The following is a 15,051-nucleotide window of genomic DNA, read 5'->3' as shown; positions in this document are numbered from 1 at the left end:
ATAACATGAGTGAAAATCATTTTCAATAGTTTTTTCGAAACGAAGTTTTAAATTTTAAAATTTTACATAAAAAAACCAGCCAAAAATGGCTGGCACAAAATTTATTATTTAGTGATTTCGATTAACAAATCACCTGTTTGAATAGCTTCTCCGCTCTTCACATAAATATCTTTAATAACACCTGCAAATGGAGCTTGAACAGTCGTTTCCATTTTCATTGATTCAGTGATCATTAAATGATCGCCTTTATTAACTTTTTCGCCTTTTTCTACCAAGACTTTAATTACTGTTCCAGGCATAGACGCTCCAATATGTTCAGGGTTTTGCGGATCTGCTTTGACTCTTTGCTGAACAGTTGATTTAATGCTCTCGTCTTTAATGACAACCTCACGCGGCTGGCCGTTTAATTCAAAGTACACGATCCGCGTTCCATCAGGCTGCGGTTGGCCAATGGAAACTAGCTTCACAATCAGCGTTTTTCCTTTTTCTATTTCCACTTCAATTTCTTCGCCTAAACGCATTCCGTAGAAGAATGTCGGTGTATCTAAAACAGAAATGTTTCCATATTGTTCATATGTTTTCAAATATTCCGTGAACACTTTTGGATACAGTGCATAAGCAATCGTCTCGTAAGGCGTCGGCTCACGATGGAGCAGCTGCTCCAGTTCTTCTTTTAATGCTTGGAAATTAACCGGCTCCAATAGCTCCCCAGGTCTAACTGTAATCGGCTCACGGCCTTTTAAAATCACGCGCTGGAGCTCTTTCGGAAAGCCTCCGTACGGCTGGCCGAGATATCCGGCAAAAAATTCAATGACTGAATCTGGGAAGTCAAGCGATTCTCCACGCTCATATACGTCTTCTTCCGTTAAATTGTTCTGAACCATAAAGAGCGCCATGTCACCAACAACTTTTGATGACGGAGTTACTTTGACAATATCGCCAAACATTTGGTTGACGCGGCTGTACATTTCTTTCACTTCCTCCCAGCGGTCACCCAAACCTACAGCCTTCGCCTGCTGCTGTAAATTGCTGTATTGTCCGCCAGGCATTTCATGTACATAAACTTCTGAATGAGGAGCTTTCATGCCGCTCTCAAAGTCTTGATAATATTTGCGAACTTCTTCCCAATATTGAGACAGCTTTTCCAATGATTGAATGTTAACATTCGGTCTTCTTTCCGAACCTTCAAGCGCATAATATAAAGAATTGGCACTTGGCTGAGAAGTTAAACCGGCCATTGAGCTCAACGCTGTATCTATAATATCGACTCCTGCTTCGATCGCTTTGGCATATGTGTAAATGCCGTTTCCGCTTGTATCATGTGTATGCAAATGAATTGGCAGATCGACCGTTTCTTTTAACACTGAAATAAGCTCATATGCCGCCTGTGGCTTCAACAATCCTGCCATATCTTTAATGCCTAAAATTTGTGCGCCTGATGCTTCCAATTCTTTTGCCATCTGTTTGTAATAATTCAAATCATATTTTCTTCTTGTTGGATCGAGAATATCCCCTGTATAACAGATGGCTGCTTCGGCAATTTTTCCGGTTTTTCGGACAGCATCGATGGCAAGGGTCATCCCTTTTACCCAGTTTAAGCTGTCAAAGATTCTGAACACATCAATGCCTGCTTCCGCTGATCTTTCGACAAATTCTTTAATTACATTATCTGGATAGTTTTTATATCCGACAGCATTCGATGCGCGCAAAAGCATTTGCAGAAGCAAGTTTGGCACATGCTTTCTGACAATTTGAAGTCTTTCCCACGGATCTTCTTTTAAAAAGCGATAGGCAACATCAAACGTTGCTCCTCCCCACATCTCAAGCGAAAACAGGTTTGGAAGCAATCTCGCAGTAGGTTCAGCAATCTTTTTAATGTCATTTGTACGCACGCGAGTTGCCAGCAATGATTGATGAGCATCTCGGAAAGTCGTATCCGTCAACAGCACTTGTTTTTGTTCTTTTACCCATTTAACAAGGCCGTCGACTCCTTCTTTCTCTAAAATTTGTTTCGTTCCTTCTGGAATAGGCTCCGATAATTTTACGTGCGGAATCGGTGGCTCATCAAATACTGGTTTTTTCTTTTTCCCGATGCCTGGAAAACCGTTCACCGTCACATTCCCAATATATGTGAGCATTTTTGTTCCCCGATCTCGTTGTTTCGGGAAAACGAACAGCTCAGGCGACGAATCAATAAAGGACGTATCATATTCTCCAGATAAAAATTTCTCATGTTTAATGACATTTTCCAAAAAAGGAATATTTGTTTTTATTCCGCGAACTCGAAATTCTCTTAAATTTCGAATCATTTTTCTGGCAGCTTGCTCAAACGATAGCGCCCATGTCGATACTTTTACAAGCAATGAATCATAATAAGGTGTAATAACAGCGCCTTGGAAGCTGTTTCCGGTATCCAATCGAACGCCAAAGCCGCCTCCGGAACGATACGCCATAATTTTTCCAGTGTCCGGCATGAAATTGTTCAGCGGATCTTCCGTCGTCACCCTTGCTTGAATAGCATATCCCCATGTTTTAATGTCTTCCTGTCTTGGAATTCCAACTTCCGGGCTGTGAATTGAGTGGCCTTCTGCCACAAGAATTTGTGTTTGAACGATATCTATCCCTGTAATCATTTCAGTAATCGTATGTTCTACTTGAACACGCGGATTTACTTCGATGAAATAAAAGTCATCTCCGGAAACTAAAAATTCCACCGTACCTGCATTGACATAGTTGACATTTTTCATTAACCGTACAGCTGCTTCGCAAATTTTATCCCTTAATTCCTGCTTTAAAGAAACGCTTGGAGCAACTTCCACGACTTTTTGATGACGACGTTGGACAGAACAGTCCCTTTCATAAAGATGAACAATGTTTCCATCGTGGTCACCAATGATTTGCACTTCAATATGCTTCGGATTTTCGATCAGCTTTTCTACATACACTTCGTCGCTGCCGAATGCAGCTTTTGCTTCCGATTTAGCTCGTTCATAAGAATCCTTTACTCCAGCCTTTGAACGGACTATGCGCATACCCCGGCCTCCGCCGCCAAGAGCAGCTTTAATGATAAACGGATACCCGTATTCTTCACCAAACTGAATCACTTCATCCAAGCTTTTGACTGGACCGTTGCTGCCTGGAATGACTGGAATTCCGGCCTTTTCCGCCTGATGTCTAGCTTTCACTTTATCGCCAAACATATCTAAGTGCTCTGTTCTAGGGCCGATAAAAATGATTCCGGCTTCTTCGCATTTTCTAGCAAATTCGATATTTTCAGATAAAAAACCGTATCCGGGATGAATAGCATCCACGTCATGAGCTTTTGCAATTTCAATGATACCGTCAATATCGAGATATGCTTCGATCGGTTTTTTTCCTTCGCCAACTAAATAAGCTTCATCTGCTTTATATCGATGATAAGAACCTGAATCTTCCCTGGAATAAATTGCAACGGTTCGGATATTCAATTCATTGCAAGCTCGAAATACCCGAATCGCGATTTCTCCACGGTTTGCTACTAAGATTTTTTCAATTTTTCTGTTCGTCATATAAATCCCCCTTGCAGTGTATATTAGATTTTCAAGAAAATAAAACTAGAGCAGCATATGGCGGAACGATTACATGCTTGCAATTTCTTTTTCTTTTTTATATTGCTCCCGGTAATTGACAAACATTGAAACATTCACTAACAATCCCATCGATATTAATAGTACTAATAACGATGAGCCTCCATAGCTGACAAACGGCAATGTAACACCAGTGATCGGGATCAGCCCTGTCACTCCTCCCAAGTTGACGGCCGTTTGAATAGCGATCATGCTTGAAACTCCTACAGCAATCAATGTACCAAACGGGTCGGTGCATTTTCTTGCAATATAGAGGCCTTTTAAAACGATAAACGCCAAAAGCGTAAGAACAAATAATACACCGAAAATACCTAGCTCTTCCGCTACAACGGCCATAATAAAATCAGTGTGCGCTTCCGGCAAATATCCGTATTTTTGCACGCTTTCCCCCAGCCCCAGTCCAGTAAGACCTCCGGATCCGATCGCAATATATGAATTGACGAGCTGATAACCTGCTCCGTCTTCATGTTCAAATGGATCCGTATACCCTGTAAAGCGGGAAAGACGTTCTTTACTAAAAATATCATCGGCCTTAAATAAAATGAGCGGACTTAGCAGCAATAAGAAAAATAAAGCAAGCAATACTAACTTTAACATGTTTTTGATGCCCATACCTGAACATAAAATAATAGACAAGGCAATCATTCCAATAATGAATGATGTCCCAATGTCAGGCTGAAGCATAACAAAAACGCAAATCAATACGGTAAAGATTACCGGAGGCAATGCTCCCTTTCCAAAGTGCCATATGTACGATTGCTTTTTTTCGTATACAGCTGATAAATAAATAATGGCGGAAAGCTTGACAAATTCTCCCGGCTGAATGGCTCTTCCGGCAACTTTAAACCAGCTTTGCGCACCGCCGGCAACATGTCCAAAAATAAATAACAGCCCGAGAACAGCAATCGATCCAAAAAACAAAATTCTTATAAATTTTCCGTTCAGCAGAGCGCGGTACGGAAAAAACATCATAACTAGAAAAGCTATCGTTGCAAGCAGGAGCGAGGACAATTGCTTGCGAAAAAAATAATCGCTTTCCGTATAATACCTCGTGACTGCCATGATCATACTTGAACTGTACACCATGACCAAGCCGAAACCGCATAATAAGAAAACTGCTAAAATAAGCGAATAATCATATGATTTTAAAATTCGTTTCAACATGTTCATCTTCCTTACGACTTGCTGCTCTTCTTGTTGCAAAATAAATACACAGTCATTGTTTTCATAAGTGTAAAGAAAATTTATTTTCTATTATACTTTGAACAATTCATTTTCTCAATGGCAAAATAAAAATTGCGAAGGAACACCTATTGTGGAAGGTCGATATGAGAAATGGAAAAGATAAAATAAAAGCCCAAACCTTTTTTTACCGGTTTGAGCAAGCTTTTTATTTTCGTACAAATGCCTCGTGCAGAGCTGACAGCTCACGCTCAAGCTCATCAAGCAGAGCTTTTCCCTCGCGTTCTTCAATCAGGCCTAGTCTGACAGCAAAGTCAATTTCCCGAGATAATCCGAACATTTGCGTATCTAAAACCTCTTCATAAAGAGGACATTGAGGCATTGTCAAATTGTCCATTTGTACTTTAATCAATTTCATGATTTTATCTGCATCCGCCTTTAAAAGCGAAAGAGCCTTTTCCCGGTGACTAAGAACCATTTCAAATGATGCCATCTGAATCCCTCCGTTCCCCATTAAGGAATCCCTATTCTATCTATTAATATTAAATGTTATAAAGGAAAATTGCAAGGAAACACGCACCCTCCTTCCCTAATAATTTTAAAGTTGTTCATATATATGTATGAACCTTCCAAAAAAATGCTAGAAGAATTCGTCTGATTGATTTGCCGCGTCTGGACTCAGCCGCCTGACTGTCGCCTTTTTGAACTGAAATGGGCAACGGAATGTGACAAAATCCATAAAAGCGCTTATACTTTAACGTGGAGGGATGCTCATGAGCGATATTATTCAAATAAAAGGGAATGTAAAATTTCCAATTACTTTGGACCCAGGTGTTTGGATCTTTGATGACCGCCGCATTGATTTAAATACATATTTTGATCAAGGCCGCAAAGAGGAAAACATAGAAGAGGACTATGTGCAAAAAACAGCAAATCAATGGCAACGGGAGATTCAGGAGGGAGCTGTATTTCCGCCTACTTTAAAAACGGAACAAAAATTTGAAAAAGAAAAGGTGCTTACCGGGACTTTCGGCATGCCGCTTAAACCGTTTTTATCAAATGCTGAACCGTTAACGAACGCCAAAACGGTCGTTTTTGAAACCGAAAACGGCGAAGTCGAAATGCCGATTGAAAAAGCAGAAGAATGCATTTTGGCATTTAGCATGGAAGGAAAACCGTTAAAAGAAGACGGCCCTGTCCACATCATTTACGGAGATGGCTCGAACCGCAATGATCCAATTAAAAAGGTGAGAGCAATAATCGTAAAATAATTTTTGGGGGTGTCTAATAAGTCGTTTTACGGCTTATTGACGCCCCCATGAATGTTTTAGAAACGTTGATATATCGGTGTTTATTACCAATGGCGATTTGACTTTCTGGACAATCCCTTTTTTTCCATTGCTCACAATTTGAGTAGAATCGCAAATGTTAGCGCAAAAAATCTTTTTGGATGCTGCAAAGAGCTTAAGATAAATCAGCTTCTGCAAAGCTCACACTTTTATCTCTGACCCCTGAGGCTTTTGAAACTACAGCATCTCACTTTTTCATAACAAATCTGCTGCTATTTGCGCCAATTGGGATCGTTCGCCTTTCAGTAATTTTACATGCCCGGCAATTGCTTGATCTTTAAATTTTTCCACTACATAGGTCAACCCATTGTTATATTCATCTAAATAAGGATGATCAATTTGTCCTGGATCCCCCATCAACACAATTTTGCTTTTTTCGCCAACTCTTGTTAAAATCGTCTTCACTTCATGTTTCGTCAAATTTTGCGCTTCATCGATGATGATAAATTGTTCCGGGATGCTCCTGCCGCGAATATAAGTCAGCGCCTCCACCTCGATCGAATTCATACCTGCTAAAATCGCATCAAGCTCGCCAGCTTTTTTCGTATTAAATAAATATTCTAAATTATCCCATATTGGCTGCATCCAAGGCCTCAGTTTTTCTTCTTTTTCTCCCGGCAAAAAACCGATATCTTTTCCCATTGGAACAATTGGTCTGGCGACAAGAAGCTTTTTATATGATTCCATGTCTTCTGTTTGCATCAGCCCGGCCGCTAAAGCCAAAAGCGTTTTTCCTGTACCTGCTTTGCCGATCAAAGTCACGAGCTGAATATCGTGTCTCATTAATAGTTCGAATGCCATCGTTTGTTGAACATTTCTCGGCTGAATTCCCCAAACATGGTCATGCTGAAAAACAAGCTTTTTCAATCTTTTCCCTGTTTTATCGACAATCCCAATGGCAGATGATTTGCCTCCTAAAGCATCCTTCAGCAAAATAAATTGATTCGGATAAAAAGGATGATTGGTTATTTCTGACAGCAGCAGCTCATTTTTCTCATAAAATCGGTTTAAGTTTTCCATACTTATGTAAAGGTCAAGAAACCCTGTATAGATATGGTCAATTTCTACTACACGATCGCTCAGAAAATCTTCAGTATGAAGTCCAATCGCATCTGCCTTCACTCTCACTAAAGCATCTTTGCTGACTAAAATTACCGATTTTCCATCTTTCTTTGATTGCTCTTCCAGTGATAAATTTTTGGCTACTGCCAAAATTCGGTTATCATTTGTTTTTTCCACGAAAATCTCCTGCAGATCATGAAACGAACGATGATTTAATTCAATTCTTAAAGATCCGCCGTTTGGCAGAGGAATTTTTTCGTGCAATTTCCCTTGTTCCCTCAACTGATCAATGATTTTTGAAACTTGGCGCGCATTTCGTCCAACTTCATCCATATATCTTTTTTTGGAATCCACCTCTTCAAGAACAACGGCAGGTATTACAACTTCGTGCTCATCAAAGGAAAAAATGGAATTCGGATCCTGCAACAAAACATTCGTATCCAGCACATATATCTTGCCCAATCTTTCTTCCTCCCTCATCAGAAATTATTGGAGGCTTCCTTAGCTAAAATATATGTCTTTATGAATAAAGATAGAAGGTTTATTAAACAATAAATAAAGAAAGATGCTGCCTAAGCCGATGTCTTCTACAATCCAGTCGGGAGTTAACTCCGAAAGATTCAGGCTTCTTTATAAGTTTTGTAACTAGAACCAATGTTATTCGTCAAAGACGGAAGCACGAAATAAGTAATGGATTACTTTACACCTTACTTGTAAGAAAAGGAGTGATTGCATGCGCAGCTTTTTGATGTTTATTTTGCTTGTCGGCTTATATTTAAACGGTTGTTCCACAAACGAAAATGCACGAGAGGAAAATCGTGGTGAAAACTATTCAAGAACAATTACTGTCAAAGATTCCGTGCGGGAAAATGTTGATCGCAAATCCGGCCAGGAAATCGCCCGCCGTTTGGCAAAAATAGCCGAAAATGTTCCAGATGTAAATGATGCAACTGCAGTTGTTCTTGGAAATTATGCAGTCGTCGGAATTGATGTCGACAAAAAGCTGGATCGTTCAAAAGTTGAATCGATTAAGTATTCCGTTGCAGAATCATTAAAAAACGATCCTTACGGGGCTTATGCTGTAGTTATTGCCGATCCAGACACAAATGAACGAATCCGCCAAATTGGAGAGGAAATTCAAAACGGCCGGCCCATTGGCGGCATTCTAGATGAGCTCGCTCAAATCGTCGGAAGATTGATGCCGGATCTTCCTGGTGACGCGACAGACAATCAACAAAAGCAGCCGATGAATGAAAAAGATCAGCTTCCGAAGTCAAAAAATCAAGAGCTGAATAAAGAACAGCGTGATCAATCAAACCAAAAACAACAATAAAGACATTAAAACGCTTAAGTCCGAAGCTTAAGCGTTTTTCATTGCTTTCAACACCTTTTAGTCAAAATCCGATGATATTTTGTCATATTTAATAAAATAACAACTCATAAAACATTGTTTCACTATCGACCTGCGCGGCTGAAGATCAGTATGTCTATTCATTTTAATAATAGCTTGACTATCGCCGGATGATTCACGATCCCAAGTCGGAACGGAAATGCAAATGGCTCTGGTTTGGATAAAGAGTATTGACCTGTCTCACAATGTTTTTTGCAATGCTCGAAAGTGGCTCAATAGCTTATTTTTCTGTCTTTTCTTATAGAAATTGTATTGTGTGTAAGTCCTATAAAGCCGCTGCTGGCTTGATTCTTTTGCAAAGTTGCAAAAGAAATTGTGTGAGCGGAAGCAAAACGTGATATACTATGCGAGAGGCGAACGAGTATAGAGGCGTGTTGTCTGAAAGCAATCCAAACTATCATCGAAGCCTTTTGATGCTGAGACGAACAACGTTGTACAAAGCTTAAAAATTTGATTAGAAAGTGTGAGAAGCAAGATGAAAGTCAAATGTGTTTTATGCGATAAAATCGAAACAATTGATGACGAATCATTGAAGGCAAAACAGCTGAGGAATAGACCGATTCATACATATATGTGCAATACTTGCTATAATCGAATTACGGAAAAAACAAACAAAAGACTATCAACCGGAAAGTTCCGTTTGTACCGCGAAAGAAAAAAGAATGAGCTTTTTTGAGAACAGAAAAATACTCAGAAAAAAGTTAAACAGATGAAGGTGGTGCGCACTGGCACATACCGACATCTGTTTTTATTTTCTTTAAAGCTATGTGTTGTTTTCATTTTTTTTCGAATAGTAAAGCCGAATTTTATATATGCTTAAAATAAGGACAGCGACTACCAATCCTTCTGCAATCGGCAGAAAAATTGCCAAAAACGTCAGCACCGTACAGCCCAAAGCGAGAAATAAATAGATTATAGCAGACTTTAAAATCGGGAGCTTCTTAGCAAATCCCAGTTTATATACAATAATTGATAAAATCAGAATGGTAATATACAAATACCACATTCCGACATCATGCTGTTCATGAACACGGAAAAGACGCGCAAAAAAAGACAGCCTTTCAATTACTTGTTCTTCTGTCACTACGTCCCCCCCTTTCACTCATTAGCTTTGATTTGACAGTTTTTTCTTTTTCGCTGCTTTTTCCCTCTCGTTTTTATCCAAGATTTTCTTTCTTAAACGAATCGATTGAGGCGTGACTTCACAATATTCATCATCATTTAAATATTCAAGTGCTTCTTCCAACGACATAATCCGAGCTTTTTTCATTCCGACCGTTTGTTCTTTCGTCGAAGAACGGATATTTGTTTGTTGTTTTACTTTACATATATTCACAACAAGGTCATTTTCACGATTATGTTCACCGACAATCATCCCAGCGTACACGTCTGTTCCGGGTTCAACGAAAATCGTTCCGCGATCTTCGACCTGTTGAATGCCATAAGAGGTAGCTTTTCCAGTTTCCATTGAAACAAGAACCCCTTGACGCCTTCCGCCAACTTGTCCTTTTTGCATAGGCTGATACGAGTCAAACGAATGGTTTATGATGCCGTATCCTCTTGTTAAAGACATAAATTCGGTCGTGTAGCCGATTAATCCGCGCGATGGCACCATAAAAATCAAGCGGACTTGTCCATTTCCGTTATTGATCATGTCGACCATTTCCCCTTTGCGCGCGCCCAATGATTCCATGACAGGACCTGTGTATTCCTCTGGAACGTCCACCTGCACCCGTTCAACCGGTTCGCAAAGTACTCCATCGATTTCTTTTACAATTACTTCAGGCTTCGAAACTTGCAGCTCATACCCTTCCCTGCGCATGTTTTCAATTAATATGGATAAATGAAGCTCGCCTCGCCCTGATACTATCCATTTATCCGGGGAATCCGTCGGCTCCACTCTTAGCGAAACATCTGTTTGCAGTTGTTCATGCAGCCTTTCTTCGATTTTTCTCGCCGTCACATATTTTCCTTCTCTGCCTGCGAAAGGACTGTTGTTAACTAAAAACGTCATTTGCAGCGTCGGTTCATCAATCCGAAGAACAGGTAGCGCCTCTTGATGATCAACTGGACAAACCGTTTCCCCGACATTAATGTCTTCCATTCCAGAAACAGCGACAAGATCACCAGCTTTTGCCTGTTCAATTTCCAATCGTTTTAATCCTTTAAATCCAAACATTTTCGTAACACGGAAATGCTTCACACTTCCGTCAAGCTTCATTAATGCGACTTGTTGTCCGACTTTCATCTCTCCGCGAAAAATGCGGCCGATGCCGATCCGCCCAACATAGTCGTTGTAATCCAGCAGCGCCACCTGGAATTGAAGGGGTTCTGAGCTGTTATCAACAGGTGCAGGAATATGTTCGATAATCGCATCAAATAGAGCTTCCATATTTTCATCCTGTTTAGTTGGATCTGTGCTTGCCGTTCCGTTGATGGCCGAAGCATAAATAACCGGAAATTCTAATTGATCATCGTTTGCATCAAGCTCAATAAACAGCTCAAGCACTTCATCGACAACTTCTTCAGGCCGGGCAAACTCTCTGTCAATTTTGTTCACGACGACAATCGGTGTTAAGTTTTGTTCCAACGCTTTCTTCAAAACAAATCTTGTCTGCGGCATGCAGCCCTCATAGGCGTCGACAACTAGCAGCACGCCATCGACCATTTTCATAATTCGTTCTACTTCTCCGCCAAAGTCGGCATGACCAGGCGTATCTAAAATATTAATGGTCGTTCCTTTATATTCAATCGCCGTATTTTTGGCTAAGATGGTGATTCCGCGCTCGCGCTCCAAGTCATTGGAATCTAATGCGCGCTCCGCCACTTGTTCATTTTCCCTGAACGTTCCTGATTGGCGAAGCAATTGGTCAACCAATGTTGTTTTCCCATGGTCTACGTGCGCGATAATAGCAATATTGCGTAAGTCGTTTCTAACTTTCACACTGTCATCTCCTATTTGCTAAACTGAACCTAGGCTATTATACCATAAATACTGTGGAAACGTTGAACGTTTTTCGATAAACTAAAGATGGAAAGAGGCTTAAAGGTTATTAATGGTTTTCGTCTTGGATTGATGAAAGGAGGATGGGAATGGGCAACGGAAAATGGATATTTTGGGTTCTCGCCACCATTGCGGCGCTGCTTATTGTATCGGTCGGCTTTGCAATAGGGGCTGGCAGCCTGTTGGGAGTAGTTGTTAGCATCATTGGAATTATTATTGTATTTGGACTCGGCTTTACCCAGAAAAAGAAAATGCGAGAGAGAGGATTATTATAAAGAATTTACATCTTGGCATCGGCCATTTTATACTTTCAAACGGTTTATGATACATAGATCGTCCCCTCTACTGATAGAGGGGCTTTATTACATGGCATTAGTTTCTTTCAAACCTACAAAGACCCATCTTTTGTTTCACAATATGTTCGGTTTTAGCTAAAACTTATTTACCATAGCCTTTTTCAAAAGACCAGCCTGAAATGGAATGGATACAAAGAAGTTCCATTTTATGTAAATTTTTAAACAACCCGATTTTTAGCCCTATTTACAAAACGTTGATTGCTACTACATTTCAATTGCTCCACACTTGTTCCATTTTTCTCGCCTGCCATCACGATGTGAAGTTTGCCGAACGATACCAATTCTTTCATATTTTTATAAGAGACTTTTTATACTGCTTTCTTCATGCTTGTTTTTTAGCAAGCTATGATGATCTATAAGCTGTCAACAGCATTTGCAGCTTTATATTTTCCCTTTAATATACTCCTCGATAATTTGTTGATGAATGGTTTGGTTAGCGGTGAAAATGCTTTGCTTTTTAAGCAAATCGACTGGTTTTCCGTCAAGCGTTGTCGTAACCCCGCCTACTTCGTCGACAAGGATTAAACCTGCCGCAAAATCCCAAGGAGCAAGTCTCATTGTAATATAGCCGTCCAGCTTGCCTGCAGCTACATAGGCAAATTCAAGAGCGGCTGAACCAAATGATCTCGTTCCTCTTAAACGTTTGACAAGCGGACTTAATATTGCTGGGTCAATTCGTCTGTTTTCCACCAGCCATGATGCATTCAAGCCGATGATGGATTCTTCTATTGTTTTCTTTTGTAACGGCGGAAGCTCCGTTTTGTTTAAATAGGCGCCGTTCCCCCTTATCGCATGGTACATTTCATCTCTGACGACATCATAAATCAGTCCTATTTGACCGACACCATCCGCAAAAACAGCAACCGAAATGCAGAAATTCCGCTTTTGATGTACAAAATTCATTGTGCCGTCAATCGGATCAATTATCCAAATGATACCGTCCAATGATTTCAATTCATGACCGGAACCTTCTTCTCCTAAAATGCTGTGTTCCGGAAACGTTTTGCGAATATGTTCCCAAAAGAAATGCTCTACTTCCCGGTCAATATTCGTCACTAAATCGTTTGGACTTGATTTCGCTTCAACGACCAGCTTTTGTTGAAATGATTGGCGAATTCTTTCACCAGCCTCATAAATCCATTGCTTTGCTTTTTGATCTATTTCATGCCAGTTCATCTATCTTACCCACTTTCTATTCAATCACCTTTTTTAGCATACTGTAAAGAAATGGAGAAAATCAAGTTTTTCACCTTTTTCTTTGCAATATTTCACCCACATTATTTTTCTTTCTCTGTCGGTTTGTGCTACAATGTGGACAAACAATACAAGGAGGATTTTTATGGATTTTGTGCCATTTGTGAAGGAAGATTTTGAAGTTTTTCAAATAGACGGTTTAGAAGCGAGAATGGATGAGCTAAAAAAACGGGTGCGTCCAAAACTTGAAGCGCTGGGACAGCATTTTGCACCTACTTTGTCTGCTTTGACGGGAGATGAAATATTTTATCATGTAGCAAAACATGCCCGCCGTACCGTTCATCCTCCCAATGACACATGGGTTGCATTTGCAAACAGTAAACGGGGTTATAAGAAGCTCCCCCATTTTCAAATCGGATTATGGAGCACACACGTCTTTGTTTGGTTTGCCATTATTTATGAATCCCCTGTGAAAGAAGAAATCGGAAAACAACTTCTACAGAATTGGCAGCAAATTCGAAAGCAAATTCCTGAAGATTATTTCTGGTCAGCCGATCATACAAAACCAGATGCGGAAAAACAAAAAAATTTATCTGACGAAGATTTTCAACGAATTTTTCAACGTCTGCAATCGGTGAAAAAAGCAGAAATGTTATGCGGCATCAACCTTCCAAAAAATGAAGTTCTCTCCATGAGCAGGGAGCAATTTTTGGAAAAGGTTGACGAGACGTTTAAAACGTTAATGCCGCTTTATCAAATCACACAAAAAAGCACTGTTTAAAAATGGTCAGGATGCGCTGCATCGCTGACCATTATTTCTTTTGAAAAACAATTAAGCAATGCTGGACCATTTCCGCCTTATCTCTTTCGCCTGTTCAATGATTTCGTCAAACAGTTCCGCAACGGACGGAATATTTTTTACCAGCCCTATAGATTGACCGGCCCATGCGTATCCTTCCTCGATTTTGCCTTCATAAATATATTTTTTGTTCGCTTCTCCACTAATGAAATCTTTTAGCGACTCATAATCTCCTCTTTCTCTTTCAATTTCCAAAATTTTTTCGGTCCAATTATTTCGAAGCGCCCGACCTGGTGCCCCTAACGACCTTTTAATAATGACGGTATCAAGTTCAGTACCGTTGACAATTGCTTCTTTATATAACGGGTGTGCATGAACGCATTCCTTCGTTGCAATAAAACGAGTTCCCATTTCAATCCCTTCAGCTCCAAGAGCCAATGCTGCCATTAGTCCCCTCCCGTCCGCAATGCCTCCAGAAGCAATCACCGGAATGGAGACAGCTTCCACTACTTGTGGAATTAATACGAAATTGCCGATATCGTCTTTTCCTAAATGACCGCCGCCTTCCTGTCCGACGACCATCACTGCATCTGCTCCAAGCTCTTCCGCTTTCTCCGCTTGTCTTCTTGCCGCAACGAGAACTAGTTTTTTTACATCGACACCTTTTAATTGGTCAAAAAGCGGAGCCGGGTTCCCGCCAGTGATGGAAATGACCGGCACTTTTTCTTCAATCGCCACATCAAGCATATCGGAAAATGGACGGCCATGCTGACCGATGGCGAAGTTCACTCCAAACGGCTTATCCGTTTTTTGTTTCACCTTCCGTATTTCCTCTCGAAGCGCAGCTGGATTCGGAAGAGACATAGCCGTGATCTGACCGAGCCCTCCTGCATTGCTTACTGCACTTGCTAATTCTGAATACGCTAAATAAGCAAGTCCCCCTTGAATGATCGGATATTTAATCCCTAGCAATTCGGTAATTTTTGTTGAAAATACCATGTTTACCCCTCCCCATTTCGTATTATTCTTTTTCCACGCATTAAATTCCTTCTTTATAAAAACGTAGCT

At 40.4% G+C, this 15,051-nt stretch carries 13 protein-coding genes; 5 read left to right on the top strand and 8 right to left on the bottom strand.

The window, feature by feature from the left end:
* Positions 1-104 precede the first annotated feature (104 nt).
* The 3 genes from pyc to NSR00_RS03100 all read right to left on the bottom strand — a co-directional run bounded on the left by pyc (position 105) and on the right by NSR00_RS03100 (position 5,301).
* Entirely contained in the window at positions 105-3,548 is a 3,444-nt protein-coding gene (gene pyc, locus NSR00_RS03110) for a pyruvate carboxylase (RefSeq protein WP_063389662.1), read from the bottom strand.
* Positions 3,549-3,617: 69 nt separating this feature from the next.
* The gene (locus NSR00_RS03105; protein ID WP_130158289.1) at positions 3,618-4,790 is read right to left on the bottom strand and encodes an FtsW/RodA/SpoVE family cell cycle protein; all 1,173 of its coding nucleotides are present in this window, start codon (positions 4,788-4,790) and stop codon (positions 3,618-3,620) included.
* Between the two features lie 226 nt (positions 4,791-5,016).
* Positions 5,017-5,301 carry a YlaN family protein gene (locus tag NSR00_RS03100; protein ID WP_063389660.1) on the bottom strand — a complete coding sequence of 95 codons (285 nt, stop codon included), beginning with the start codon at positions 5,299-5,301 and terminating at the stop codon, positions 5,017-5,019.
* A gap of 280 nt (positions 5,302-5,581) precedes the next feature.
* Between NSR00_RS03100 and NSR00_RS03095 the strand changes: the two genes are divergently transcribed.
* Positions 5,582-6,079 (top strand): molybdopterin-dependent oxidoreductase, encoded by a 498-nt coding sequence (locus tag NSR00_RS03095; RefSeq protein ID WP_066250247.1) that lies wholly within the window; start codon positions 5,582-5,584, stop codon positions 6,077-6,079.
* A gap of 273 nt (positions 6,080-6,352) precedes the next feature.
* Here NSR00_RS03095 and NSR00_RS03090 read toward each other — a convergent pair whose 3' ends face one another.
* Positions 6,353-7,699, bottom strand: a complete 1,347-nt coding sequence (locus NSR00_RS03090; protein ID WP_375338794.1) for a PhoH family protein — start codon at positions 7,697-7,699, stop codon at positions 6,353-6,355.
* 253 nt (positions 7,700-7,952) lie between these two features.
* Between NSR00_RS03090 and NSR00_RS03085 the strand changes: the two genes are divergently transcribed.
* Entirely contained in the window at positions 7,953-8,552 is a 600-nt protein-coding gene (locus NSR00_RS03085) for a YhcN/YlaJ family sporulation lipoprotein (protein ID WP_066250243.1), read from the top strand.
* Positions 8,553-9,105: 553 nt separating this feature from the next.
* Positions 9,106-9,306: a YlaI family protein gene (locus tag NSR00_RS03080; RefSeq protein WP_340786915.1), complete on the top strand. Its 201-nt coding sequence runs from the start codon at positions 9,106-9,108 to the stop codon at positions 9,304-9,306.
* A gap of 87 nt (positions 9,307-9,393) precedes the next feature.
* On the opposite strand, the gene NSR00_RS03075 is transcribed toward NSR00_RS03080, so the two are convergent.
* Both NSR00_RS03075 and typA read right to left on the bottom strand, forming a co-directional pair.
* Entirely contained in the window at positions 9,394-9,714 is a 321-nt protein-coding gene (locus NSR00_RS03075) for a YlaH-like family protein (protein WP_232515525.1), read from the bottom strand.
* Between the two features lie 21 nt (positions 9,715-9,735).
* Positions 9,736-11,574: a translational GTPase TypA gene (gene typA / locus NSR00_RS03070; RefSeq protein WP_130158515.1), complete on the bottom strand. Its 1,839-nt coding sequence runs from the start codon at positions 11,572-11,574 to the stop codon at positions 9,736-9,738.
* Positions 11,575-11,723: 149 nt separating this feature from the next.
* Here typA and NSR00_RS03065 point away from each other — a divergent pair, with 149 nt between their 5' ends.
* On the top strand, positions 11,724-11,909 hold the full coding sequence (locus tag NSR00_RS03065; protein ID WP_063389653.1) for a DUF5325 family protein: 186 nt from the start codon (positions 11,724-11,726) through the stop codon (positions 11,907-11,909).
* A 462-nt stretch (positions 11,910-12,371) separates the two neighbouring features.
* Here NSR00_RS03065 and NSR00_RS03060 read toward each other — a convergent pair whose 3' ends face one another.
* Positions 12,372-13,166: an inositol monophosphatase family protein gene (locus tag NSR00_RS03060; protein ID WP_340786911.1), complete on the bottom strand. Its 795-nt coding sequence runs from the start codon at positions 13,164-13,166 to the stop codon at positions 12,372-12,374.
* Between the two features lie 163 nt (positions 13,167-13,329).
* Here NSR00_RS03060 and NSR00_RS03055 point away from each other — a divergent pair, with 163 nt between their 5' ends.
* Positions 13,330-13,965, top strand: coding sequence for a YktB family protein (locus NSR00_RS03055; RefSeq protein ID WP_340786908.1), 636 nt, complete (start codon positions 13,330-13,332; stop codon positions 13,963-13,965).
* 51 nt (positions 13,966-14,016) lie between these two features.
* Here NSR00_RS03055 and NSR00_RS03050 read toward each other — a convergent pair whose 3' ends face one another.
* Positions 14,017-14,982 (bottom strand): NAD(P)H-dependent flavin oxidoreductase, encoded by a 966-nt coding sequence (locus NSR00_RS03050; protein ID WP_063389650.1) that lies wholly within the window; start codon positions 14,980-14,982, stop codon positions 14,017-14,019.
* Between the last annotated feature and the right edge of the window lie 69 nt (positions 14,983-15,051).

Origin of the sequence: Aeribacillus sp. FSL K6-8394 (genome assembly GCF_038008865.1) — a bacterium.
In the GTDB taxonomy this organism is placed as follows: Bacteria; Bacillota; Bacilli; order Bacillales; family Aeribacillaceae; genus Aeribacillus; species Aeribacillus composti.
The sequence above is the reverse complement of the archived record's forward strand: the minus strand, read 5'-3'. Positions and strand labels throughout refer to the sequence as shown.